This window comes from Candidatus Defluviilinea gracilis (assembly GCF_057138825.1).
Window position 1 is genome coordinate 177,658 of sequence record NZ_DBNHEF010000074.1, and the last position, 25,573, is coordinate 203,230.

General features: G+C 55.0%; 24 protein-coding genes. 18 read left to right on the forward strand and 6 right to left on the reverse strand.

Features of this window, described 5'->3' with window-relative positions:
- Positions 1 to 55: 55 nt before the first annotated feature.
- The 5 genes from AC16KF_RS13565 to AC16KF_RS13585 form a co-directional block, all read right to left on the reverse strand.
- Positions 56 to 1,369, reverse strand: coding sequence for a glycerate kinase type-2 family protein (locus AC16KF_RS13565; RefSeq protein WP_484037864.1), 1,314 nt, complete (start codon positions 1,367 to 1,369; stop codon positions 56 to 58).
- A 72-nt stretch (positions 1,370 to 1,441) separates the two neighbouring features.
- Positions 1,442 to 1,819 carry a RidA family protein gene (locus AC16KF_RS13570; RefSeq protein ID WP_484037865.1) on the reverse strand — a complete coding sequence of 126 codons (378 nt, stop codon included), beginning with the start codon at positions 1,817 to 1,819 and terminating at the stop codon, positions 1,442 to 1,444.
- A 62-nt stretch (positions 1,820 to 1,881) separates the two neighbouring features.
- Complete coding sequence (locus AC16KF_RS13575; protein ID WP_484037866.1) at positions 1,882 to 3,360, reverse strand: LCP family protein; 1,479 nt, start codon at positions 3,358 to 3,360, stop codon at positions 1,882 to 1,884.
- A complete protein-coding gene (locus tag AC16KF_RS13580) occupies positions 3,357 to 4,214 on the reverse strand; it encodes a LysM peptidoglycan-binding domain-containing protein (RefSeq protein WP_484037867.1) in 858 nt (285 codons plus the stop codon). Before AC16KF_RS13580 ends, AC16KF_RS13575 begins: the two co-directional genes overlap by 4 nt.
- A 3-nt stretch (positions 4,215 to 4,217) precedes the next feature.
- Entirely contained in the window at positions 4,218 to 6,638 is a 2,421-nt protein-coding gene (locus AC16KF_RS13585; protein ID WP_484037868.1) for a GAF domain-containing sensor histidine kinase, read from the reverse strand.
- Positions 6,639 to 6,655: 17 nt separating this feature from the next.
- Between AC16KF_RS13585 and AC16KF_RS13590 the strand changes: the two genes are divergently transcribed.
- The 16 genes from AC16KF_RS13590 to AC16KF_RS13665 all read left to right on the forward strand — a co-directional run bounded on the left by AC16KF_RS13590 (position 6,656) and on the right by AC16KF_RS13665 (position 21,622).
- Positions 6,656 to 8,038: a tetratricopeptide repeat protein gene (locus AC16KF_RS13590; RefSeq protein ID WP_484037869.1), complete on the forward strand. Its 1,383-nt coding sequence runs from the start codon at positions 6,656 to 6,658 to the stop codon at positions 8,036 to 8,038.
- 22 nt (positions 8,039 to 8,060) lie between these two features.
- Positions 8,061 to 8,696 (forward strand): hypothetical protein, encoded by a 636-nt coding sequence (locus tag AC16KF_RS13595; RefSeq protein WP_484037870.1) that lies wholly within the window; start codon positions 8,061 to 8,063, stop codon positions 8,694 to 8,696.
- Positions 8,697 to 8,858: 162 nt separating this feature from the next.
- Positions 8,859 to 10,223: a tRNA (N(6)-L-threonylcarbamoyladenosine(37)-C(2))-methylthiotransferase MtaB gene (gene mtaB, locus AC16KF_RS13600; protein WP_484037871.1), complete on the forward strand. Its 1,365-nt coding sequence runs from the start codon at positions 8,859 to 8,861 to the stop codon at positions 10,221 to 10,223.
- Complete coding sequence (folD, locus tag AC16KF_RS13605; RefSeq protein WP_484037872.1) at positions 10,204 to 11,082, forward strand: bifunctional methylenetetrahydrofolate dehydrogenase/methenyltetrahydrofolate cyclohydrolase FolD; 879 nt, start codon at positions 10,204 to 10,206, stop codon at positions 11,080 to 11,082. Before mtaB ends, folD begins: the two co-directional genes overlap by 20 nt.
- Positions 11,083 to 11,234: 152 nt before the next feature.
- Positions 11,235 to 13,229 (forward strand): protein kinase domain-containing protein, encoded by a 1,995-nt coding sequence (locus AC16KF_RS13610; RefSeq protein WP_484037873.1) that lies wholly within the window; start codon positions 11,235 to 11,237, stop codon positions 13,227 to 13,229.
- Positions 13,230 to 13,467: 238 nt separating this feature from the next.
- Entirely contained in the window at positions 13,468 to 14,037 is a 570-nt protein-coding gene (infC, locus tag AC16KF_RS13615; RefSeq protein WP_484038045.1) for a translation initiation factor IF-3, read from the forward strand.
- Between the two features lie 125 nt (positions 14,038 to 14,162).
- On the forward strand, positions 14,163 to 14,390 hold the full coding sequence (locus tag AC16KF_RS13620; RefSeq protein WP_484037874.1) for a large ribosomal subunit protein bL35: 228 nt from the start codon (positions 14,163 to 14,165) through the stop codon (positions 14,388 to 14,390).
- A 116-nt stretch (positions 14,391 to 14,506) separates the two neighbouring features.
- Positions 14,507 to 14,848: a 50S ribosomal protein L20 gene (rplT, locus tag AC16KF_RS13625; protein WP_484037875.1), complete on the forward strand. Its 342-nt coding sequence runs from the start codon at positions 14,507 to 14,509 to the stop codon at positions 14,846 to 14,848.
- Between the two features lie 123 nt (positions 14,849 to 14,971).
- Positions 14,972 to 15,535: a macro domain-containing protein gene (locus AC16KF_RS13630; protein ID WP_484037876.1), complete on the forward strand. Its 564-nt coding sequence runs from the start codon at positions 14,972 to 14,974 to the stop codon at positions 15,533 to 15,535.
- Positions 15,532 to 16,371, forward strand: a complete 840-nt coding sequence (locus AC16KF_RS13635; protein ID WP_484037877.1) for a TrmH family RNA methyltransferase — start codon at positions 15,532 to 15,534, stop codon at positions 16,369 to 16,371. Before AC16KF_RS13630 ends, AC16KF_RS13635 begins: the two co-directional genes overlap by 4 nt.
- Positions 16,372 to 16,385: 14 nt before the next feature.
- A complete protein-coding gene (locus AC16KF_RS13640) occupies positions 16,386 to 16,871 on the forward strand; it encodes a hypothetical protein (protein ID WP_484037878.1) in 486 nt (161 codons plus the stop codon).
- Complete coding sequence (locus AC16KF_RS13645; RefSeq protein ID WP_484037879.1) at positions 16,868 to 18,079, forward strand: DUF711 family protein; 1,212 nt, start codon at positions 16,868 to 16,870, stop codon at positions 18,077 to 18,079. Before AC16KF_RS13640 ends, AC16KF_RS13645 begins: the two co-directional genes overlap by 4 nt.
- A gap of 11 nt (positions 18,080 to 18,090) precedes the next feature.
- Entirely contained in the window at positions 18,091 to 19,371 is a 1,281-nt protein-coding gene (locus tag AC16KF_RS13650) for a hypothetical protein (protein WP_484037880.1), read from the forward strand.
- 89 nt (positions 19,372 to 19,460) lie between these two features.
- Complete coding sequence (locus AC16KF_RS13655) at positions 19,461 to 19,895, forward strand: hypothetical protein (protein ID WP_484037881.1); 435 nt, start codon at positions 19,461 to 19,463, stop codon at positions 19,893 to 19,895.
- 1,020 nt (positions 19,896 to 20,915) lie between these two features.
- Positions 20,916 to 21,191, forward strand: a complete 276-nt coding sequence (locus AC16KF_RS13660) for a type II toxin-antitoxin system Phd/YefM family antitoxin (protein ID WP_484037882.1) — start codon at positions 20,916 to 20,918, stop codon at positions 21,189 to 21,191.
- A complete protein-coding gene (locus AC16KF_RS13665) occupies positions 21,188 to 21,622 on the forward strand; it encodes a type II toxin-antitoxin system VapC family toxin (RefSeq protein ID WP_484037883.1) in 435 nt (144 codons plus the stop codon). The genes AC16KF_RS13660 and AC16KF_RS13665 overlap by 4 nt, the downstream gene beginning before the upstream one ends.
- 143 nt (positions 21,623 to 21,765) lie before the next feature.
- Here the strand turns inward: AC16KF_RS13665 and AC16KF_RS13670 are convergent, their stop codons facing one another.
- Positions 21,766 to 23,571 (reverse strand): DUF5939 domain-containing protein, encoded by a 1,806-nt coding sequence (locus AC16KF_RS13670; protein WP_484037884.1) that lies wholly within the window; start codon positions 23,569 to 23,571, stop codon positions 21,766 to 21,768.
- A 165-nt stretch (positions 23,572 to 23,736) separates the two neighbouring features.
- Between AC16KF_RS13670 and AC16KF_RS13675 the strand changes: the two genes are divergently transcribed.
- Both AC16KF_RS13675 and phoU read left to right on the forward strand, forming a co-directional pair.
- On the forward strand, positions 23,737 to 24,402 hold the full coding sequence (locus AC16KF_RS13675) for a hypothetical protein (protein ID WP_484037885.1): 666 nt from the start codon (positions 23,737 to 23,739) through the stop codon (positions 24,400 to 24,402).
- Between the two features lie 417 nt (positions 24,403 to 24,819).
- The gene (phoU, locus tag AC16KF_RS13680; RefSeq protein WP_484037886.1) at positions 24,820 to 25,509 is read left to right on the forward strand and encodes a phosphate signaling complex protein PhoU; all 690 of its coding nucleotides are present in this window, start codon (positions 24,820 to 24,822) and stop codon (positions 25,507 to 25,509) included.
- Positions 25,510 to 25,573 lie beyond the last annotated feature (64 nt).

Here is a 25,573-nt window from a genome sequence, read left to right on the forward strand (position 1 = left end):
GCAACAAACTAATCATAGCCCACCCTTAGAACCCTGTCAATGAAGATTTTCCGATTTACCCACCCGCCCAAAATAAGAAAACTAAATCGTTGACGTTTGTGCCTGTCGGATGTGTGCGGATTAAATCGCCAAGCGACTCGAAGAACGGAAACGCGTCATTTCTCGACAGGCTGTCTGCCTCGCTCAACCCCAGCCTCATCGCCCTTTCAGCCGATTCGCCTGTGGCAACCGCGCCCGCCGCATCGGTGGGACCGTCCTCGCCGTCGGTTGCTAATGCGATCAACATCGCGTTGGGTACATCGCGCAATTCATTGATAGCGGCTAACGCCAGTTCTTGATTCCGCCCGCCTTTGCCATTACCGCGAATGGTTACAGTTGTTTCTCCGCCCGCGATCAAGCAAAACGGACGCGGGCGTTTCGTCGCTTCGTCGCGCAGTTTAGTTGACAGCATCACGCCAACTTCACGCGCTTCGCCTTGCAATTCGTTCGTGAGTATTTCCGAATCAAATCCTTCGCGTTGCGCTTGTTCGAGCGCGGCTTGCGCGGCGAGTCTGTTGTCGCCGATGATGATGTTTTGGACGCGGGAGAATGTTGGGTGATTGGGTTTAGTAGTTTCAAAAAGAGAATTAGAGAATTGGAGAATTGTTGGTTGGATAAGCGCGTATCTTTCAAGAATTGCGCGAGCATCTTCGCGTGTGGTTGGGTCGGGGGCGGTGGGACCTGAGGCGATAGCCTCGAGCGGATTGCCGATCACATCCGAGAGGATCAGGCTGATGATGTTGGCTTTCGTCGCGCGCGCCAAGCCTCCGCCTTTGACTCGGTCCAAGTGGCGGCGGATGGTGTTGATCTCGTTGATGGTCGCGCCCGATGCTAATAACAAAGCGGTGAGCGTTTGCAACTCCTCCAGCGGAATCACCGGCGCGGTCATCAGCGCCGAGCCTCCGCCTGAGATCAAACAGATGAGTGTGTCTTCTTCTTTTAAAGAAGCAACAAACTCAAGCGCGCGTTCGCCCGCGTGGACGGATCGCGCGTCGGGGATGGGATGTCCGCTGAGGAGGAGGGGAAACTGGCTCATTTCCGCGCTGAGCGGAGGTCTGAGCGGAGCGACAGCGGAGACGAAGACCGAAGTCGAAGCGGATGAAGCGTGCTTGCTAATGGCGAGCGCGCCCGCAAGCGGAATCGATTCGGCTAGGGCGGTCATCATCGGAACGGCGGCTTTTCCAACGGCGAGACCGTACACATCGCCCGCCACACTCGGCAAATGACTTTTTACCGCAATGTATGGGTCAACCGCATTCAACGCCGCAGACAAGATTCGCAAGATGCGCGGGTCGTTGAGGCTGTGTGTAGCAAAACGATTTGCATCCATGTTTGGTATCTTATCATCCTGAGAAAAAAAGAAGGCGGTCGCTTCGGGCAACCGCCTTCTCGATGCGCCGCTTTACGGCAACTTTGCGATGGCTTCGATCTCGATCAGAAATTGTTCATCCACCAGGGCGGCGACCACGGTGGCGCGCGCGGGACGCGGCACGGGGAAATATTCCATGTAGATCGGGTTGAACGCTTGCAGGTACTCCGGCTTGGTGATGTAAACGTTCGCCTTCACAACATCCTTGAGGTCACACCCTGCGGCATGCAAGACAGCGCGCATATTTTCCAGCGTGAAACGGGTTTGCTCTTCGATGGTCGCGCCGATGGTTCCATCGGGTGCGCGCCCCACCTGCCCGGCCACGAACAAAAATCCGCCGCTGACGATGCCCGGCGAATAAGGTCCCATGGGGTTTGCGCCTTCCGGTAGTATGGCTTGTTTATCGGTCATGGTAATGTCTCCTGGTTATGGAATGGATTGTCTCGGAAATAGGGAAGCGTCTATCAAAGCGTTTATTGCCCCAAACTCTCTGGTTTGAAGCATGGTTCGTAATCGTACCCTAAAATCAAAAGGAAGTTCGAGCCGCTGTTTGGGTCTGCGCCGGAGATCAGGCTGTTTGGCGGTAATCCCATCACGCTGAGGATCGGGGCGCTAAAGGCGGTATCCTGCACAATGGTCTTATCGATCAAGACCGACGAGCCATAGTCCTGCCGGTCGGAGGGGATGATGCGGGTTTCGTAGCCGGCGTAATTGAGACGCGTCGCCGCGAGCGTTTCATAACCGGGGATGGAGGTGCCGTTCATCACCTCGATTGTGACTGCCTGCCTCTCTGCGACCTTCACCGGAGGGGAGAGCGCTTCGGTAATCAATTGCGAGAGCCGGTCTTTGTCTGGCAACAACACGTACGCTCCTCCGTCGGTGATCCATGAGCTAACGTAAGGCGGGCGAATGTAGTAACTGCGGATGTCGGCATTCGTCATCTTGGGAGTGTAGACTGAGAGTTGTAGAAGATCTCCCAAGCCCAGATCGGTCTCAACCGAATCCTTCAGGTTTTCGTACAGTTCAGGGATGCGGGTCAGCGTTCCGGCTTGCAAGGCTTGGGTGAACAACGCGCGCAGGACTTCCTGTTGCCTGCGCCCGCGGTCGAAATCATTCGATTTTTGGCGCGAGCGGGCATACCACAGGGCAAGGTCGCCATCCATGTGAATGACGCCGGGCTCGGCGGTGTGCAAGTACCAGTTGTTTTCATTTTCAGGGTCGTAACTTGGGTCGATCAGCCGCCAATCGGTGTAGGCGCATGAGACGGGCACATCCACGCCGCCCAGGGTGTTGACGATATCGGAAAAGCCGTTGAAGTCTACGAGGGCAGTGTGATCGATGCGGATGCCGAGGTTGTACTGAATGGTTTCCTTGAGCAAGCCGGGTCCGCCGCCGGGGTAGTCGGTGGATTTCCCAACCTGATACGCCGTGTTGATGCGGTTGTTTTCAAAGCCCGGGATCGAAACCCACAGATCTCGCGGAATGGAAATAAGCGAGACCTGTCCCTCGGTGGGGTGCAGGATCGCAATGACCATGGTGTCGGTGCGCGTCGAACCGGTAAGAGAACGGCGATCGGAGCCGATCAGCAAAAAATTGATCGTATTTTGCCCATTGTTGAAGATCTGACTATCGAAGGTCGGTTGTGGCGCAATGGTGTTGTTCAACACAACTGCGTCGATGGTGGGGAGCAGGGTGGGAGTCTCCGGGGGCAGGGATGATGTGGCAAGGGCTGAATCAGCCGCACTGGTGAGAAGAAGCGGGTCGTTCGCGGGAATGAAAAAACTTGTCGCGCCGAGCGGCAACGGCTGGAAGGGAGTCGGGGTCGCGGATGGATTGGGCGCGGGCGTCACCAAATCGAAAAACGAGGAAGGTTGGGTCGGCGACGGCGATGCGGTTGTCCCACACCCGGCGAGCAACAGTGTCGCGAGTATGATCTGTCGGCTGAAGTTCATGGGGAGGGCGATGGCGAAGGGAATGGGGTGAGAGATGGCGTGACTGTGGGCGCGGGAGGAACGGTGTTTGTGATCGTCGGTTGAGACGATGCCGTTGGCATAAATGTTGCGGTGAGGGTAGGCATTTGGGTGGCAGTGGAGACGAAGGTTTGGGTCGGGGTTGGCGAGGCGGTAGAGGTGGAGAGGCGAATGGTCGCCGTTGCGCCGGGGAGCGGGGTGAGTGTGGGGATGTTGGGAACCCATAATAACTGCCCAACATAAATAGTAATGGAAGCGCCCATGCAATTGCCTTGTTGTAACTGCGGGTAGGTCAACCCATACGCGAGGGCGATGCGGTATAAATTTTCGCCGGGTTGCACGACGTGTCTCTTCACCCAGTTAAATGGCGGACTGCACGTGACAACGACGGCGGTCGATGCCACCGGCGGAACATAGAGAGTTGCGCCGAGTTGTAAGTTCACCGAGGCAAGGCAGTTGGCGTTCTTTAAAGCGTCTTCGGTGGTGGCGTATTTTTGCGCGAGGGTATAAATGGTATCGGCAAAAGAGACAACGATGGGAGTCCAGCCGCTTGGGGGCGGCGGGCAGGTGGTGGCTGAAGGCGCAATGATCGTAAACGTTGCCGCTGGCGTGTTTGTCAATGCGGGCGCGCTGGTCGAGGTTTCAGACGAGGTGGGGAGCGGAAGCAACGTTGGGGTGAAAAGGGTCACAGGCGCGGTGGGTGAAATAAAGACGGGAATCGATTGCGTGGGCGGCGAAGCGGATTCGGCGATGGCGAGCGAAACTCCCCCGATAACCAGAACGATGGAAACGATGGCGATGATGACGCCTCCCCCCAACTGGCGCAAGGCTTGCATGGATCAAATCTCCGGCACACGCGAGAGGATGTTTTTGGCGATCGGCAGGAGCACGCTGAAGGTCGAGCCGACGCCGGCGTCGGTCTCTACCCAAATTCGTCCGCGTTGCGCTTCGGTGAGGGTCTTGGCGATCGACAGCCCCACGCCGGTATCGCCGACACCCTGGATCAAGACATTATCGGCGCGATACAAACGCGTGAACACGCGCGAAAGATCCTCGGAGGGGATGCCTCCGCCGGAATCCTTGACTTGGATCAGGACGTATTCGTCTCCGCCTTCCGATTTCGTCTGCACGCGCAAGTGGATGGAGCCTTCCACCGGGGAGGCAGAGCCGGCATTTTGCAGGAGGTGGATCACAATCTGTTGCAGGGCTTCGCGGTCGGCATGGATGGGCGCCATGTTTTTCGGCAGGTCGAGATGCAGGGAAATATTTTTTTCCCTTACCTGACTGCTGGTATACGACATGGCATTATCGATGATGAGGTTTAAGTCTACGGCTTCGGGCTTGAGTTCATTTAGCCCGGTCTCGAGCGTGGTCACCTGGATGAGGTCGTCTACGAGGTTGCCGATGCGCTCGGTGGAGGCTTTGATACGCTCGACAAATTTTCGCTGTAACGCGCCGAGAATGCCGACCGATTCGCCGAGTAGCAAGTCGGTATACCCCACAATAGAGGACATGGGCTGGCGCAGTTCCTGTGAGATGGACGCGACCACTTCGGCTTGCTCGCTGGGTCGCGCAATAGTGGCTGAACCCATTTCCAGTTCTGCCACGCGCATATTTGCCCCCGCCAGTTGGTTTTGCAGGCGGGCAATTTCTTCCAGCGTCAGGCGCAACTCGCCTTCCACTTGTTGCGAGGCGCCCACATGTCCCTTGCCGGAGCGCAACGTTTCATTTTCCTGTTTGAGGCGCTCGATGGCTTTTTGCGAATCTTCCTGCATGCGGGTGAGCGCCGCCAGGTCTTCGGCTTGCGATAATCCCTGCGCGGCGTCGGCGCGCACTGCTTCCATTTGTTTGAGCAGGTCTTCATTGCGGCGTTCGAGTTCGAGAATGCGATCCTGCGCCACATCGAGCGCCTGCCGTGTTTGTTCGCCTTTTTGTTCGAGCGAGGTCATCTTGTTTCCGCGCTGGATGATCGGAACGAGCGCGACCGCAATGTTGGAAAGGAACGCCTGGTCTTCCGCGCTCCACAGACGGTTGGAATAGGGTGAGAGCAACAGCACGCCGCCGAGGGAATCTTTCTCCGGCGTGACGATGGGCACGCTCAAAATGTGACCTGGGCTTGCCAGCCCGAGCAGGTCGCTCAACCCTTTGATATCGGCTGATGTGCTGGATGACGGCAACCGCAACGGACGCCCGCGTTGCAGGGCATTGGTGAGCATGGGGATCATGCTTTTGTTCAGGCTTCCACCATCCAAATTTTCCTCGCGGATGAGGTCGTACCCGCTGGCGACCTGAATCTGATTCTTGTTATCGGTAAGGTAGATCAAAAAACACAAGTCGGCAAGCATCGTCTGCGCGATGGCGCGGGTGATGGCTTGGCTCAACCGGTCCACGCTTGATTCACCCGCCAGGGCAAGCAGGGCGTGGAAAGTTTTCGGGTCGGTGCTGTAGCGGCGGCGTTCGTCCACTGGCGCATGCAGTTTGACGGAGATCGGCCCCTTGGAGGGAGCGGGAAACCTCTGGGGCAGGGTGGTCAATAATGGAAACGCCGCAATATACATCAGCCGAACCGCGCCGGGAAAATTGCCATCGAAACGCCCCAAAACGACATAAATCACATGCCCAGCGATCGCAAGGATCAAGAATGCCAACCCATAGACCGCACCGTTCGGACGGCGAATGGCTAACAACAATAAACCGAATGAAGCGGTGGCAATGCTTGCCAACTGCCAGATGCCGTCATTGGTGGTGCGGTTATAGTCGGGGCGGGTGAAATCCTGCGCGTACGCCACGAGGCTGAGCCCCAGCGCGGCGATCAGCAGAACGCTTGCCAGCCCGGTGATCGCGTCGGCGGCGCGGCTTGGCTCGGGAAAATTCCACAGCCAGATCACCCATACTAATGAAAAGAGCGTGATGGCTCGATCCAATGGGGGAAGCACAACTGAAAAATTGACCAATCCGCCGTTGCCTGCCAACGTCACCGCAAAGAGGGCGATGCGCGCGATGAACAGCAGGGCAAGCCCAAACATGGTGCGCCGCGCCTGCGGGAATTCGCTCGACTTCCAAAGCAAATACGCGGAAGCCAACGCCCAGATCACCGAAAACAACAGCACGAGATGATAGATCAAACTCCCGCTGGGTGTGGTGAAAAAATTGAATGTGTTGGCAATTAAATCGAACATGACAATGACGATTATATTCCAGTTGGCGGTTTCCGGAGCAACCGCCAGAGTTACAGGAACGTTAACGTCGTTTAAATTCACGGGCTATAATTCCACACATGTCCCGGGCAGGTCTGCGTATCACCCTCGTTCTTCTCTTAATTCTTCTTGCGGTTGCCATCCCAATCCTTGTGGACGGAAACTCGGAGATTCGCAAAGCGGCTGAGGCGCAGTCATACCCCGAGATGGCGGAACATTATGTGCGCGCGGCTCAGCGGTTACCCTGGCGAACCGATTTGTATGAACTCGCCGGGCATGCTTATTTTCACGACCGCGATTTTGCCCGCGCCGATGCCATGTATCGCGCCGCCCGCGAAAAAAACGCCCTCACCCCGGCGGGCTGGGCGGCGTGGGGCGATGCCAATTTCTTGAACGACAATACGGAACGCGCCATTGAAATCTGGAAACAAGGACTCGAGCAGACTGAATTTTTACCCGGGCTGTATCAACGGCTGGCGTATGCAATGGAAGAGCAGGGAAAATTTTCTCTTGCGGCAGATTATTTTCAAGCCCACCTTGAGCGCGACCCCGACGATGCCGCCGCGCATTACCGCCTCGGGCTGTTGTTGACGTTGACCGACTCGCCCTCCGCGTGGACGGAACTCCTCGCCGCTTCACAACTGGACCCTCAATTTGACCCGCCAGCGCAGACTCTGCGTTCCGCTTTGAGTTTGGCGTCGCTGAGCGAAGCGCCCTCCGAACAATTTGTCATCCTCGGCGCCGGGCTGGGGTTGGTGAATGAATGGCAGTTGGCGCGCGCCGCATTCGAATCCGCTGTGCAAGCGGATGAGTCAAACGCCGAGGCGTGGGCATGGTTGGGGGAGGCGAGCCAGCACACAGGGTCGGAGGGAAGCGAGGCGTTGGATCGCGCGTTCCAGTTGAATCCCAACTCTGCGGTTGTCCGCGGGTTGCGCGGGTTGTATTTCGAGCGCGTCGGAAATTATTCGCAAGCGCTCACCGAACATCAAGCCGCCGCGTCGCTGGATGCGGACACCCCCGAGCGCTATTTCGCGCTGGGCAACGCGTACGCGCTCAACGGCGACTTGATCCGCGCGTTGGAGGCCTATCAATATGCCGCCAGCCTCGCGCCTGAGGATGCCAACGCCTGGCGCGCGCTCGCGGAGTTTTGCGGCCGCCTCGGTATTCACTTGAACGATATCGGCATCCCTGCCGCGCAACGCGCTGTGGCGCTCGACCCGAAAAACTCCGCATCGGAGGATACGCTGGGCTGGCTGTGGTACCTCAATGATGATTTTGAAACCGCCGAACGGCACCTGCTCACCGCCCTCGAACTGGACGCGCAAAACGCGTCGGCTCATTTGCATTTGGCCATGGTCTATTTACAGACGAATGACCGCGCTCGCGCCCTCGATGAATTTACCCTTGCCCGCGATCTGGGGAACGACGAAGCAGATGCGTACTTGAAGCAATTTTTTCCATAGCCGCCATGATACAATCCCAATCGTGAAAAAACTCGTCCCTCTGGTATCGTTCCTTGTTTTCCTGGCTGGGTGCGCCTCCTCACCGACCGCCACCGCGCCGCCCCAGCCTTCGGGAACAGTGTTGTTTCAGGATGAATTCGAATCAAACGCCAGCGGATGGGATCGCCTTGCCAACGACGGCGGCATCATGGATTACGATGAGGGCGGCTATCGCATGTTGATCCGCCAGCCGCAACTCAATTTCTGGTCGACCCCCGAGTTGAATTTGCGCGACGCCCGCATTGAGGCGGATGTGACCAAACTCAGCGGTCCAGCCGAAAATCGCGCCGGCGTGATGTGCCGCTACCAAAACGGCAATTATTATTTCTTCATCATCTCGAATGACGGCTATTACGCCATTGGTAAGTTTGTCGGCGGGCAGGTAACTTTGCTTGGGCAAAGTGAAATGCAAGCCTCCGAAATGATCCAGCCCGATTCCGTCAACCACCTCCGCGCCGACTGTATTGGCGACTCGCTTGTCTTCTATGTGAATTATCAATTGACCGCCGGCGCAAGCGATGCCGAACTGGCTACCGGGGATGTGGGTCTGCTGGCTGGCTCCTTCACCCAACCCGGCGTGGATGTGTTGTTCGATAATTTTGTGGTGATGCAACCGTAGGTAGAAAGTAGAGAGTAGAAAGTAGAGAGTAGAGAGTAGAGAGTAGAAAGTAGTCTTTTGCCGTTTTCCACTTTCCACTTTCTAAACATTCAACATCTAATCATCTAATCATCTAATCTCTAATCATCCAATCTCTAATCATCTACCCCCCCCTGTCCTTTTATGAAAATCTACCTCGACACCATCGGATGCAGACTCAACCAAGCGGAGATCGAACACATGGCGCATGGATTCCGCTCGGCGGGGCATGAGATCGTCGCGTCTGCCGAACTGGCTGAGATGGCGGTGGTCAACACTTGCGCGGTGACGAACGATGCCGTCTCCGTGTCGCGCGGCAAGATTCGACAGATCGCGCGCGCGGGCGTGACTGACATCGTGGCAACAGGTTGTTGGACGACACTCCAACCCGAGCGCGCGCTTGAGCTGACAAATGTCACACGTGTCATTTCAAATGATCGCAAGGATCACCTTGTTGCTGATGTTCTTGACCTTCAACCTGAAACCTTTGACCTCCGACCTGATCCTTCGACAAGCTCAGGACAAGCCTTCGATCTTGAGCCTCTCACTCGCATCCCGCTTCCCGGTCTTCATCGCCGCACGCGCGCCTTCATCAAAGTGCAGGACGGTTGCAACAATCAATGCACGTTTTGCATTACCACCGTCGCGCGCGGCGAAGCGCGGAGCCGAACCGTCGCTGACGTGATCCAGGATATTCAATTCGCGCTCGATGGTGGCGCAAAAGAAATCGTTCTCACCGGCGTTCATCTCGGCTCGTGGGGTTATGAATTCGAGTCGCATCTCGCTGAACTCATCAAAGCGATTCTTCATCACACAGATGTCCCGCGCTTGCGACTCTCCTCGCTCGAACCCTGGGATTTGAACGCGGACTTCTTTTCACTCTGGGACTCTTCGACTTCGCTCAGAGCAAGTTCTCGCCTCATGCCGCACTTGCATCTGCCTCTCCAAGCGGGGAGCGACTCGACCCTCAAGCGGATGCGCCGCAACACCACGACGAATTCGTTCCGCGAGTTGATCCAATCTGCGCGCGAAACGATTCCTGATGTTGCTATCACAACAGACATCATCGCTGGCTTCCCCGGTGAAACGGACGAGGAGTTCGCTCACACGCTTGATTTTGTCAACGAGATGAACTTCGCCGGTGGACATGTGTTCACGTACTCGCCTCGTCCCGGCACAGGGGCGGCGAAGATGAAAGGGCAGATCCAGTCCGAAGTCCGCAAGAAACGGAATCATATCTTGCACGATGCGCTGGAAGAATCCGCAAAATCCTACCGCGAGAAATTCATCGGGCAGACGATGTTCGTGCTGTGGGAGTCCACATCCGAGATGGGCGAGCGCGGCTGGCTGATGGAAGGGTTCACCGAAAATTATCTGCGCGCGCAGGCGTTCGCCGAATCGCCGCGCTGGAACGAGATCGACCGCGTCGCTTTGACCGATTGCGAATCGAATCAAGTGCGAGGCGAAATTTTGAACGAGGAAATGATCCATGACCGCACAACTCATTGACGGAAAAATGATCGCAGGACAGGTGCGCGAAGAGGTCGCCGCGAAAGTGGCAAAACGGATCGCCGCAGGAAAATCCAAACCCACACTTGCCACCGTGCTGGTCGGCGACCGCGCCGACTCTGCCGCGTATGTTGCCTCCAAACAAAAAGCCTGCGCCGAGTTGGGCATGGGTTCGGTCAGCCAGAATTTGCCCGGCGATATAGCACAGGAAGAATTGGAACGAATCGTCGGATCATTGAACGACGATAAAACCGTGCATGGGATTCTCGTGCAACTTCCCCTGCCATCGCATTTGAATGAAGAGCGCATTCTGCAACTCATCAGCGTCGAAAAAGACGTGGATGGATTCTCGCCGATCAACATCGGTCGGCTGGCGCAACGAGGGCGCGAGCCGTTATTCGTTCCCTGCACGCCATACGGATGTCTGTATCTGCTCGATCAAGCCGGCGCGCAGATCGAAGGCGCAAACGCGGTTGTGCTGGGCAGGTCGAACATCGTTGGGATGCCGGCGGCGTTGTTGCTCATGTCGCGGAATGCCACAGTGACGGTCTGTCACTCGCGCACAAAAGATTTGCCCACCCTAACGCGCATGGCGGATATCCTCATCGTTGCCATCGGCAAAGCCGAATTCGTGCGCGGCGATTGGATCAAACCCGGCGCGGCGGTCATCGATGTAGGCATCAACACCAAGCCCGACGCGACGAAGAAGAGCGGCTACCGGCTCGTGGGTGATGTCAATTTTGACGAAGCGAAAGAAACGGCGGGTTTCATCACGCCGGTGCCCGGTGGGGTGGGACCCATGACGATCGCCATGCTCATGCGGAATACCCTGCGAGCCGCTGAAATTCAGGACCCGTAACGTGCGCTTGAACTTTCTCCATTTCCTCAAAAAAATTCCACATTGTCTGCCCAACCCACGCATAAAGGACTTTCCCAGTGAACTCCAACGAATCGGCTTTTAACAGGCTTTTGCACTTTTTATCACAACAGCGTATTTGATATACTTGACCCATGTCCCCGGAGAAGGTAGGAAGATACAAGATCAAGTCGGAACTGGGGCGCGGCGGCATGGCAACCGTGTATCGCGCCCTCGACCCCAGTTCCAACCGCGAAGTGGCGATCAAAGTATTGCCCCGCGAAATGATGCATAACTTGCTCACCCGCTCACGCTTCAAGCGTGAGCTTAAGTTGATTGCCACCCTGGAACACCCCGCCATTGTGCCGGTCTACGATGTGGGAGACGACGATAGCCAGCCCTACTTCGTCATGCGCTACATGTCCGGCGGCTCGCTGACCGAGATGATCAAAAAGGAAAAGTTTTCACTACAAGACGCCGCCTTGATCATCGAACGACTCGCCGCCGCGCTCGACCACGCGCACGCCAGAAAAATCATCCATCGCGACATCAAACCCGATAACGTGCTTTTCGACGGAAGCCACAACCCATACCTTTCCGATTTCGGCGTGGCAAAGTTAACCGAATCAGCCATCTCTGCCACCGGGGAGGAAGTGATCGGCACCCCAGCCTACATCAGCCCCGAACAGGCGCGCGGCGAAGCCGTTGACCACCGTGCCGACATTTACGGACTTGGCGCCATCCTCTACGAAATGCTGACTGGCAACCGCCCCTTTAGCGGAGAAACCGTCATCGGCATCGCCCTCCAGCACGTCAACGAACCTGTTCCGAATATTTTAAAAGAAAGACCCGACCTGCCGCCCGAAGTCGACGCCATCATCAAAAAAGCCCTGGCAAAAGACAAGACCCAGCGCTACAACACCGCCCTCGACCTCGCCCGCGCCTTGAACCATGCCGCCTTTGGCGATGAACGCACCATCCCAGCCATTGTGGGACTCAGCGACCGGCGCGCCACCCCCCGCAGAAATTTTTGGATCGGCGCCACCCTCGCCTTATTGATCGCGCTCATAGGGATCTTCGCCTTTAGAGGACAAATCCCCTTTCTGGCGCCCGCCTCCACCCCGACGGGAAGCCTGGTCGCTAACCCTGCCACGATTGCCCCAACCGACACGCCCGCTCCCTTGCCAACCCTCACGCCTGCCATAACGCAGATCACGCCAACCGTCCCACCCCCGCCCGGCAACGCAGACCAGATCGCCTTCCTCTCCGGAAATGAGTTGTACTTTATGAACCTCAACGGCGGCGGGCTGATCCAGATCCGCACCGATAATTCCTCCAAATCGAACCTGCAATGGATCACCGGAAACCGCCTCGTCTATCTGTCTCGTAATTGCGCCTTCATGGTGGATGGCGCGACAAAACAAGTGGAACAGCTGGCGTGTTTCAATCTCGACGAAACGCTCGAGGGATTTCGCGTATCCCCGCGCGGCGATTATGTGGCGATCAGCATCCAACGCACCTTGAACATCCTGCCCTTTGATATCGAAGCCTTGAAAAAGATGGACACGCGCTTCAACCTTACCGCCCGCAGGGACAATTGTTTTTTTTCCGCATTCCCGTTCCGCGATGTTCTTTGGTCGAAAGATGAGATGCGCCTCGCCGCCCGCATCGTGGATACGGAACTGGTCAATTCAGATCAGATCGTTTTATTCAGCGCTGATGTTCTCAATTGCGCCAATGTCGGTCTCACCCGCATCGACAAATTCCCAGGCTTGAACTTTGCCTTCACTCACAAGGAAAGCCTGAAGACCATCGCCAGTTATGATTGGAACGGCGATACCCTCTTCCTGTTGAATGATTCCGTTCGCAACGACGGCTTTGGCGATCTGTATCTGTACGATAGCGCGACCCGCCAGGAGACGATCATCAACCCGATCGATGGCGACTGCTGTTATCGCGATGCCCGTTTCAGCCCGGATGGGAAATTTATCTTGTTCATCTTCCAGCGCTTCGACAGTAACGATATGGGAATGTATTACGCCTCGCTGGAGGATATTCAAGCGGGCAACCCGCTCGCGCCCATTGAACTCCCCAACGCATTTTTCGCCCCGCGCGATAAGCCTCAACCCGCGTTGAGACCCGCGCAATAAACATCACTCGCCCCGCAATGAACCTTTCGAGGGCAAGTTGGTTGCGCGGAGGGCGAAGGAACTGTAAAAGCGACAACCCGTCTTCGCTTCGACTTCGCTCCGCTCGCGCGGATAGCCTCCTCATAGTATTCGTAATGGCGCAAGCGTCATTTTATTGACGATTCCCCGACGGGCATGGTATCATTCGCCCACTTTAACCCAGCCGTTGGCTGGATTTGTCATGTAATAGGAGAAGCATATCAGCGCCGCAGAATTTCGAGTTAATGAAGGTATTCGGGTTCCCGAAGTCCGTTTGATCGGTCCCAACGGTGAAAACGTTGGGGTGGTTTCGATGAAGCAGGCGCTTCAAATCGCCCGCGATGCCGAGTTGGATGTTGTTGAAGTCTCACCCAACGCCACTCCCCCCGTTTGCCGCGTGATGGATTTTGGCAAGTTCATTTATGAGCGCGCCAAGAAGGAACGCGAAGCGAGGAAGTCGCAAACGAAGATCGAGGTCAAAGAAATTCGCCTGCGCCCCAAGACCAATGAAGCGCACCGCGGTTTCAAAGTGGACGATGCCCGTCGCTGGTTATTGCACGGCAACAAGGTGCGGGTGACGATCAAGTTCCGTGGGCGCGAGATGGATTACCCCGAGATCGCGCTGGAAGACCTGAAAGAGATCGCCGCGGCTCTCGCGGACGTCAGCGTGGTGGAGGCGGCGCCTCAGATGGAAGGGCGAACGATGCTCGTGGTGCTGGCTCCCAGCAAAGGCGGCGCGAAAAAGAAGGAGAAGGGCGAACCAGCTGTCCCTGAGAAAGAAGCGTCGTGAGGTGTGCGGACTTAAGTCCGCAATCCGAAGCGCTACGAGTAAGTCCCAAAGATTGAGAAAGTCCGCGGGCGAGAAAGTTTAGTCCCGCGGTTTTTATTGCAAATTTTTGAAAGGAGATATAGCGAATGCCTCGCAAAGCAAAGGCTAAAGGTAAGTTGAAACTCAAGACCCACAAGGCAACGTCGAAGCGTTTTCGTTTGACGGGCTCGGGCAAACTAATGCGCACCAAAGGCGGCAAGAGCCACTTGCGCCGAAACACGTCGAAGCGCACAAAGGCGCAGTTGTCTGAGATGCACGATGTGAAGGGTCGCAAGATCATCAAGCGCATTAAGCGCCTTGCGCCGAATATGTAGGGCAAAATTAATTTTGCCGTACGTCGTATCCAAATTTTTTAGTTGCGGCTTTCGGGTGTACACAACTGTCACGCTAATCGCTTGACGACGCCCGCGAGTTTGCAGGAGAGTAGAACATGAGAGTTAAAGGTGGACCTCAGGGGCACAAACGTCATAAGAAGATTTTGAAGATCACGAAGGGACAGCGCGGCGCGAAGAACCGTCTGTTCAAGCGAGCCAACGAGGCAATGCTGAAAAGCCTGTGGTACGCGACCCGTGATCGCCGCGTGCGCAAGCGCGACCTGCGCAAGTTGTGGATCGCCCGCATCAACGCCGCGGCTCGCCTCAACGGAACCACATATAGCAAGTTGGTGGCGCTGTTGAAGAAGGCGAACATCGAGCTCAACCGCAAGATGTTATCCGATATGGCAGTCCGCGACCCGCAGGCATTCGCCGCAGTGGTTGCGATGGCAAAATAAAGCAATTAAGCAAAAGAGCAAATTAGCAAATTAGCAAGAGAGCAAATTAGCAAGAGAGCAAATTGGCAAGAACGTCCGATGAGGTGATAAATCTCGTCGGACGTTTTGTTGTAGAATAGCGGCATGAATACCGTCATTGTTGAACGCGTCTTGCCGACAGGTCAGATGATTCAGATCGCACAAGGCGACATCACAATTGAAAATGTGGATGCCATCGTCAACGCGGCGAATGAGAATCTGCAACACGGAGGCGGAGTGGCGTGGGCGATCTCGAAAAAGGGTGGAGCGGCGATTCAATCCGAATCGGATGACTGGGTTCTCCAGCACGGACCCGTCTCCCACTCACATCCTGCGTGGACCTCGGGCGGGACTCTGCCTGCGAAATTCGTCATCCACGCTGTGGGTCCCGTGTGGGGCGATGGCGATGAAGATAGAAAATTATCCGATGCTGTGACAGGTTCCCTGCGCGTCGCGGATGAATTGAAGTGTTCTTCGATTGCCCTCCCCGCGATTTCAACGGGCATCTTCGGCTTTCCAAAAGACCGAGCGGCGGGGATCATTTTTTCGGCGATTGAAAAGTATTTTGAGGGCAATACATCAAATTTGAAAATCGTGAAACTTGTTTTATTCGATCAATCGAGTGTGGACGTGTTTATCAACTCATGGAATGACAAGTGGGGACAATGATCACTTCAAATCAAAACTCGAAAGTAAAACTTGTCCGCGCATTGCTTGGACGCGCAAAGGAACGCCGCGAGGCGGGGATGTTTGTTGTGGAGGGTGTGCGATTGATTGAAGAAGCAGTTAAAGGAGACTGGAGACTGGAGACTGTTTTGTACGATGACTCGTTGAGCGAGAGAGGAAAGTCGCAGGTCGAAAGTCTCAAGTCAAAAGGAATTGAGGTGGAGGAAATTTCCACCGACTTGATGAAATCCATCAGTGAGACCGAAACCCCGCAAGGCATTCTCGCAATTCTCCAATTCTCTAATCCTCTAATCTCTACTCCTCTTGACTTTGTCCTCATCCCCGACCAAATCCGCGACCCTGGAAATCTCGGCACTCTGCTCCGCTCCGCCGCAGCGACGGGTGTGCAGGCTGTGTTGATTCCGCCCGAAACGACAGATGCCTTTGCGTCGAAGGTGTTGCGGGCTGGCATGGGCGCGCATTTCCGTGTGCCGATCCGTGAGATGGGGTGGGAGGAAATTGAGCAAGTGTGCAAATTGGCATATGAGCAAGGAAGCAAATCAGCAAATCGAGCAAATCGAGCAAATGAGCAAATGGGCAAAGCGGCGAATATGCAAATCTTGTTGGCGGATATGAATGGAAAATCTTGCTGGGAGACTGATCTTCGTCATCCGTTGGCGTTGATCGTCGGCGGTGAAGCGGAGGGGGCGAGTGAACAGGCGCGCAAAATAGCAAATCAGCAAATCAGCATTCCGATGGCGGGGAATGTCGAGTCGCTGAATGCGGGGGTGGCGGGGTCGGTGTTGATGTTTGAGGTGGTGAGGCAAAGACTTTCTTAACAAGGAGTAAATCTATGACTTGGCAAGATATTTTGAGTCTATTTGAAAATGAATTTGTGAAACTCTTGGCTTCAGGAATAATTGGGGGATTTACAGCACATTTACTGAGTATTCGGTTGTTTGGAATCCAAAGGAGAATTGAAACACAGCGCGAATTTCAATTGAAGAGATTAGATGCGTTGCGAGATTTACGATCAACTCTACACTGGCTTCGCAGAGATATTACCTTTAATTGGGAGAGACCAGCCAAAGAAGGTCAAACACCTGATGAGTACATGTTTGAATTAATGAACAAATTCAATTATTGGGAGACATTATTTCTAAACGACAAAGATATGTCTAACACTCTTAGATTATTCAATTCACTCATTGGAGCAAGTCACGATGAGTTTCATGGGGATAGCAAAATATTCAAAAAATCACTTGGGGAAATCATTATTGAAATCAAATCTTCCGTTGATCAAAAAATTGTTGAAATTGATAAGTTGATAACTAAATGAAAATCCGTTCAGTAACTTATTTCTGCAATCCCAAGTATCCACTCGAAGAAAAAGTCCTGCAAAAGGCGGGAAAGTTTCTTGCGGAGGCGAAGTCTGCGTACGAAGCGGCAGGCTACGAAGTGCAGACCGTGCGGCTGGCGACGATTCCTTTCCCGAAGTTGTTGGGCGATGAGAATATTGGCAAACTGATGGAGTTGACGAATCAAATCACGGGAGCCGTCGAGAAATATGGCGTCAGTTATGTCTCGCTGGGACCCGCCCTGCCCGAGTCGCCGCGCAGTTTTGAAGTGATCCCCGACGCGATCTTCGTCTCGAAAAATGTTTTCTTCGGCGGCGTGATGGCGGATAAAACGCGCGGACTGAATCTCGCCGCGATCCGCGCGTGTGCGGAGGTGATCGTGAGATGCGCGCAGATCGAACAGAACGGATTCGCCAACCTGCAATTCGCCGCGCTGGCAAACGTCCCTGCGGGCGCGCCGTTCTTCCCCGCCGCGTATCACGACAAAGATAAACCTGCTTTCGCCCTCGCAACCGAGTCCGCAGACTTGGCGGTACAAGCGTTTGAACATGCAAAGACCATCGAAGAGGGACGAAATAATTTAACCAGCGAGATCGAAAAGCACGGAAAGAAACTCGCCAAGATCTCGAATTCTCTACTCTCTAATTCTCGAAAGTTTTTGGGTATTGATTTTTCCCTCGCCCCCTTCCCCGACGATGCACACTCGCTTGGAAACGCGGTCGAAAAAATGGGCATCCCAAAGATCGGATTGCACGGTTCGCTCGCCGCGGCGGCGATCCTCACCGAAACCATTGACCGCGCAGACTTCTCTCACACAGGCTTCAGCGGATTCATGCAACCCGTGCTGGAAGATTCCGTCCTTGCGAAACGCGCCGCAGAAGGGACGCTCACCATCAAAGACGCGTTGCTTTACTCCGCTGTGTGCGGAACGGGACTGGACACGATTCCGCTCGCGGGAGATACGACGGCTGAACAACTTGTGCCGTTGTTACTCGACCTTTCCGCGCTGTCGTTGCGACTCGACAAACCCCTCACCGCGCGGCTGATGCCCATCCCTGGGAAGAAGGCAGGGGAGGAGACAAGTTTTGATTTTGGTTTCTTCGCTAATAGCAAGGTGATGAGTTTGGAAAGCGAACAACTGCGCATTCCATTTGATAGTTCGGAAACTTTTGAAATCAAGAAGAGATAACCGAGGAAGATATGCAAAAGATGTTTGCCGTTCTTATTATTTCTACGTTCATGATGGTTTCCTGCGCCGCGCCGACGCCTCAGCCCACGCTGACGCCTGTCCCCACTTCGACGCGTACGTCTGTGCCGACTGTCACTGCCACGCCCACGCTGAGACCTCCCACCGCATCCGAGCCGTTATGGATTCAAAACGGCGACGAACTGTTGATCTTTGATCCCGCCGCAAACGGATGGAAGCCTGCTGTGCCAGCCGCGGACACGGCTCTGCCCATCTACAACGTCAGCGATGGACAACAAATAATCATTGTTGGCGATGCGTGGCTGGCGATCTCAAGTGTGGATAACAGCGGCGATATGCAGACAGTAACAACAGCGGATGGCCGCAAGTGGATGTGGAGACAAGATGGGTGGAACAAGGCAAAGACCCAGGTCGAGTACTGGCTCAACGAGGACGGCACGACGAAGCCTGGGGAGGTGATCCCGGCGGGGTGCCTGCAGGTAGAGGGAGAGGATACCTGTGTGCTAAGGGCGGAGGCATCGCCGCAAGTGTACGAGGGACTACTCAAGGTCATCTACAACATTGCGGTGAGCTTTGGGCAGAACCCTGGCGGGTTTTATCATAAGTCTGGCGATTACTTTAAAGATAAGCAGGCGGTGGCGGAGGGGGCGGAGGAGTTTGTCAGGGCGTGTATGGCAGGGCAGGCGTTTGGCGACCTAATCAATATCAATAATTTCCCACAGATGACGCCTGAGGAGTTACGGCTTAGCGAGGAACATGATTCGAATCAACTACCCGCAATGGTGTATGCCGTGCCGTTTGATGCCAAGATAGACTGCCGCAATATCGGCCTCAAGCTCGTGACCAACGAGGAGATGGAGGCGATGTGGGACAAGGATATGCTTGAGGGCTGGTGGTCAACAGTTGGGGATATGTGGTGGGCAAGGTTTGAGGCGGTGCCACTAAGTGATGGGAGCGGCCGCTCACGGATAGTCTTGAGCCTGGGGAGACTCGAAGATAGCACGGAGGCTATGAGTATTTATCGACTCAAACCAGGAGAGACGGCGGAGACGATGTATGATAACCTGGGGCTTTATCGGTTTATCACGGCGCTTGACCCGGTGCACGGGACGCTCTCGATCCAGTCGCCACGCGGCAAGCGCACGAGCAGGTACGTTTCGCTGCTCGAGCAGGGCGCCAATCGCGATCCTGAGCTCTTTAAATTTAGAGGAGCGGAGGCGTTGCAGGCATACTTGGACAAGTACTGGGGCGGGGGGATTGCGGAGGATAGGTAGCGAGCGGGGGTTTGAAAGCGGGTAAAAATATGTATATAGTGGGATAGGTGAGGCGAGGGATAATAGTCTTATTAGCGGTTGCGGCAGTTATGGCTGGGCTTGTGGCCTATGCCCTACTACGGGGGACGTGGATTGCGGTCGCTCCCCAGGCGGGGCGCTATAGCCTACACCTCTCATGGGGGAGACTAGTATTTGCGAGCGGGCTCGTGGCGGCTTGGACTGGAGGAGTGCCGAGTGTGAGAGAGGTGAGGGTAACCATACAGGAGGGGAGTGGGACGACGGACAAGTGCATACGGGTCGAGCGTGGGTTGCCCCCGCTTTACTGTGTAAAGAATGAGGGAGGGGAGATCACGGTGTATGTGGACAGTGCGGTGTGGGGACGGGTCGGAGCGGACAAGGCACAGCTTGGCATCAACCTGCTCATGGGAGAGATACTCTACAACACAATAGGGGGCGGGGAGGATAAGTACTGGAGCCTCTATAACCGACTTGAGCCTGTGATGTGGATAGTGGAGGCAAGATGAGGCGAGTACTCTCTGTGATAGTGGTTGTTATAGCGCTCCTCCTTGCGAGGGGCGAGCGGGCGAGTGCACAGAGCTGCTCAGGCTCGACTTGGTGTGGTGAGTACAAAGACACAATTTGCGACTGCGCCAATGCCAAGCTAACACGGATGGACTGTGTGCCTAGCGCAGGAGCCTGTGGGGAGTATAACTGCGATGGCGATCCTGGCTCGTGCTGGTGCAGTGGGACGTGCAACTGGACTGGGGGCGGGGGCGGTGGGTCGTCGTGCCCAGGGGAGTGCAGGCAGGGGTTCAGTTGCGGGGTGGGATACTCGGGAGCGTCTGGCTGTAGCGGGCAAGGGCCAGGAGGAGGGTGCAAGACCAACCAAGTCTGCTGTGCTGCCAACTCGTGCGGGAGTGGGGGAGGAGGCGGGGGATCTGTAGCGTGTGTTGCGCCGCAAGACTGCCCATCAGGGACAGTCAAGAGCGCCACGGTCAAATCTGCGGTATGTCAGCCATTGTGTGGGGACAATGCCTGGGGGACGGGGGGGAGTCCAGGTACCGCCCAGAGTTATACGGAGTGTTGCCAGTGGGAAGAGACTGGTGGGGGTAACTGCTCGTGGGAGCCGTGCCCGACCAAGAATAACCCCAACAAGATCTGCAAGGTCTGTGATCCTGTAGAGACGTAGTGCAAAAAGGAGACGGTCACGACTTACGAGTGTATCCCAAGCTGTGTTGCACAGAACCCCAGTGCCGTCACGCCTCTTGATGGGGCAAATATCGGCGGAACGGGCGTGACGCTCGACTGGAACGCCGTCACCTCGTGGGGGGGCGTGTGACACAGCCCGCCAATACGAGGTGTTTGTTGATACGGTGCCGACCCCAACCACGATATACGGAGTCAATGAAGCCTTGCAAATCAAAAGGCGTTAATGTTTTGATGAGTGATCAAGCATGAATGAAGTTGGTCATTTGAGATAATAGGTCAGTGTAAAGCTTCATGCGGCTACTTGGTGTATAATGTAGCCACATCAAGGAGTTGCCATGAGCGAGGTTAGAGTTGGTACGCGTGAATTAAAAAACAAATTGAGCGAGTATATCCGCCGCGTCAAGAAGGGACAGACCGTCATCGTGACCGAACGCGGAAATGTCGTTGCCCAACTAATCCCTCCCCAGCAAACCATCGAAGAACGCGTCTGGGCAATGGTGGATGCGGGTCTGGCTGATTGGAACGGGAAGAAAATGACGCCATATCAGCCAAAAGTCGTTAATCGGAGCGGTACGTTGGTGTCGGATATGATTCTGGAAGATCGGAGATGATCGTCTACTTCGATACCAGCGCTCTGGTAAAGAGATATTTGCGCGAAACCGGTTCGGACAAGGTCGTCGCTTTATTGAACGAACCCGACCACTTTTTTGGCAGCAGTGTAATTACAAAGGTGGAAATTTCCGCCGCATTTCAGAAGGCAGTTCGGATGGACATTGTTTCATCAGCGATGGCGACGGAAATTTGGGATGACTTTCTCAATCATTGGCAGACATTTACCCGCCTGCACGTTACGGCGGGGATCATCGAAAGGGCAAGCGATATTGCATGGAAACATGGATTACGAGGATATGACTCGCTTCACCTTGCGGCCGCGTCGCTTTGGCAGGAAACGCTCGGCGTGACGGTTGCTTTTGCCGTTTTTGACCGCGATCTTCGCCTAGCCTGTCTCAAGGCAGGAATGAATCCTTGGCCCGCAGAGTAGGATCAACAAGAAATGTTTCAAACCCAAAAACGATGAAAGAAGAAAGAGGAAAGAAGAGACGACGCGTCTTTCTTCTTTCCTCTTTCGTTATCCTTAACTCCTGCTCAACCACCCCACTACCAAACTATCCAACTACCAAACTATTAAACCCTCAACTTCCACAACGTAAACGGATCGTCGAATCCCTTCACGTTGTTCGAAAAACGACTCAACACATCGGGCTTGAGGCTTTGCGAAAGGAACTCCTGCACTTCGGGGTCTTTGTAGATTTCCTCCGTGAAGATCAATTCGCCGCCTTGAGAAAAGCCCGGCAGGCGCGCGGCGATGTTGACCGTCGAACCGAAATAATCCAAGCGGTCATTCAAATTGACAACGATGCACGGACCCTTGTGCATTCCCGCCTTCAGCCAAAGCATCGGCTCGCCGCGTTCCATGATCTTCACTTGCGCCTTCCACACCGCGCGCAACGCGGCAATGGGATGACGGAACGCCGCCATCACCGAATCGCCCATCGTTTTGACGATCGCGCCTCCCTCCGCGGCGATCTCATCCTCGAGCAATTGGAAATGTTCGCGCACGCGACCGAACGCCGGCGCGTCGCCGATGTTTCGATACAGACGAGTCGACTCGCGCAAGTCGGTGAACATCAGCGTGATCGAACCGACAGAAATTTCCTCGCCCGGTCGAATCACTTCGGTGGCGAACAGGTCGCGGAACACTTGCAACGCGGTCACGTCGGCGGCGGTGGCGGCTTGGTCGCCCCACGACGCGCGCTCAAGCTGAAAGGTAGAGTCGGCATCGGTGGCGTTGATCAGGTTGAGGGTCGGAAGAAACGAGACGCGTTGTTCTTCGGGGGGCCATCCAAATTGAGTCACGCGCAAGTCTGCTTTCGATGCCCCGTCCGCATCCGCAAAGATGGAAACAGAACCGCTCGCGTTTGATGCTCGCATGTTGTAACGCCCCGGTTCGAGATGCACATCCACAGGCAGTGAACGCAACGGCGACAAACTTTGCGACATCACCACATGCGGTTGCAATTGCGGGCTTCCCACGCAAAACGCGGCGGCGTAATCAATCGCGCGCACCGATGCGTTGGGGCGAAAGACCACTTCGATGTTGTGATCGAAGTTCGCGCGGAAATCAATCTGGCACGTGTTGCAATGCGAGTCGCCCCGCACGTCGGCGAGGTTGCTATGCCCCTCGGTGATGCCGCGGCACGATGGACACAACAGATCCCACGACATATCCACGATGCCCGCGCGTGTGGCGCGTAAAAACATTTCGAGCACGGCGCGGCGATTCGCGCGAAGCGACCACGCGTCGGCAAGCGAGTACGGGCGTATGCGTTGGATGGACAACTCGTCGGCATGATCAAGAAACTCTTCGAGACGATTCACCAATTCGGGATTCGTGCCCTGCTTCACCACCGCTTCACTCTGGACCTTGAACCTGTTTCGCCCTCCCGAGCTTAACGCGCGCTGACGAGGCATCTCCGTCAACGATTCGCCGCGACTGATGATCGCGTCGTATTTGCGGAACGCGCGCTCGAAGCGATTCTTCGCAATGACGCCGATCCCGAACGGGATTCCAAGTTGGGCAAGGATATTCCCGGTGATGAATGTGGAACTATAAGTGATGCGTGTCCCGCCTTCGGGCAATGGAGTGAAGTTGGCGTTTGTCCGCATCTCATCCAGCGGACCTTTGCTGTAGCGGCGCGTGATGCCGAACGAGTACGGGTACGTCCACTCGAACGGCTCCTCCTCCCACACCACGCGGAGGATGGGAAGTTTCATCCGCGCCCGCTTCGTCCCTTTGACGTTGCTCAGCAGTTCCACCTCCGGCTGACCCGTGTCGCGGTTGAAGCGGTTCGTATCCGCCGCATATTGCCAGATCGCCTCGGGGGAGGACTGGATATCCCATTGCCAGGTGAAAGTGAATTCTTTTGCCATGTGTGTTGGATAAGGAAAGGTGGGATGATTTTACCCAAGAATCATTGCGGGAGGGTTAAGAAAGCGTTTCATTTCAATCTTGGTCAAATTGCTTGACAGGGCGCGACGATGAAAATACAATGCCATAAAGTAGCGGATTGGTTTTATACGAAATCGGGAGGAGCGATGAGCAAGAAGAAAAAGACGCCAGTGAAAACTGATGTGAAGACCGAAACAAATAAGGGATGGAGTGTACCAATTTGGGTCGCTCTAATTACGGGAGTTGTTTCGATTATCGGTGTGTTATTTGCGTTTCCACCTTTTCAAAGAATGTTCGATCCAGAACCATCGCCAACCGCCGTACATACTGACTCTCCCGCGCCAACGAACACATTCACTCTCCAACCAGACACACCAGCGCCTGGCCTAACTTTCACTGAGACGTATACGCCGACATTTGCACTTACCGAAACATTCACGCCCACTGCAACATTCATGTTTGTCCCACCCACATCAACATTGACGCCAACATCAGGATTGTCAATTGGAATGCAAGTCAAAATCACGGCAAATCAATTCAGCGGACGCGCTCCACTCAATGTTACGCTCAGCGCCAAAGACTCGTTCGTCCGCGCGCCTGATGGCGCTATCTTCGAATGCAGAAAAAGCGGTTGTAGTTATATTTGGTATGTCTATTTCAACGGGGAACAATTTATTGATCCACAGAAAACAAACGGAACTCTTGAATTGAAACTGGAGAAGCGCGGCAATTATTTCGTCAGTGTCTACGTTTGTCACGGAGCCGACAGTCCCACCTGCGCCAGCGGTGGGACAGTGGTGGTTGTAGAGTGATTTCTTTCGAGACCCGTTCAGAAACGATATAACACGTAACTAAATAGGGAAACCAAGGCGGGCATGTATTGCTATCCGATTCTGTTCGCTGTTCGTTTTACCAATTGCATAATTGTTGTGCGTCCGCAAACCTCCTGCAAAGCACAAATCATGGAGTCCGTGCTATCCTGTGCGCATGGAAATATTCCTGGTCGCCGCAACATCAACGCTCATCATCGTCTTTATCATAGATACCTTACGCAAGCGAAGCGCCCACCTGTGCCAGCAGGCTGAGGTTGCAAAGCGGCGGCCGACGATCAGGAAATAGTTTCATTCTCTCCTCAGCGCGCAAGAGCCGGGTCTCCTCCCCGGCTCTTGTGCCGTTTCATGGGAAGGCGGGAAATCTGGCAGTATAATAGCCAAACGAAACGAGGCTGTATGCTCCGAAAAACCTTCGAGAATGAAATCCAACAACTCAAAGACGACGTGCTTCAACTCGGCTCGATGGTGGAGCAAGCCATCCTTGATTCAGTCGAGGCGCTGAAGAAGCGGGATGTCAAGGCGTCTGAAAAAGTTTTTATGGAAGATCAGCGGATCAACGAGAAGCGCTTTGAGATCGAAAACAAACTGATGGTCCTCATCGCCACGCAACAACCGATGGCGCGCGACCTGCGCTTGTTGGCATCCACCATGGAGATCATCTCCGAGTTGGAGCGCATGGGTGATTATGCCAAAGGGATTGCCAACATCAACATCCGCATGGGAGATGCGCCCCTGCTCAAGCCCTTGATTGATGTGCCGCGCATGGCGCAGATCGGCGCGGATATGCTCCGCCGCGCGTTGACCGCCTTTGTGAATGAAGATGTCGAAGCGGCAAAATCCATCCCGATCCAGGACGACGAAGTGGACGCGCTCTACAATCAGGTCTATCACGAGTTGATGATGTTCATCATCCAGGACCCGAAGACCATCGAACGCGCCAACTGGTTGTTATGGGTGGCGCACAACCTCGAGCGCGTCGCCGACCGCGTGACGAATATCTGCGAACGGACGGTGTTCATCGTGACGGGTGAGATGAAAGAGATCAAAGCGACGGATGACGAGTTTTGGAAGGGACAGCATTCGTGAGGCGGTAAGTGGTAATTGGTAATTGAACAGCGCGGATATCACTTGTTAGCCCGCTTGCTCCCAC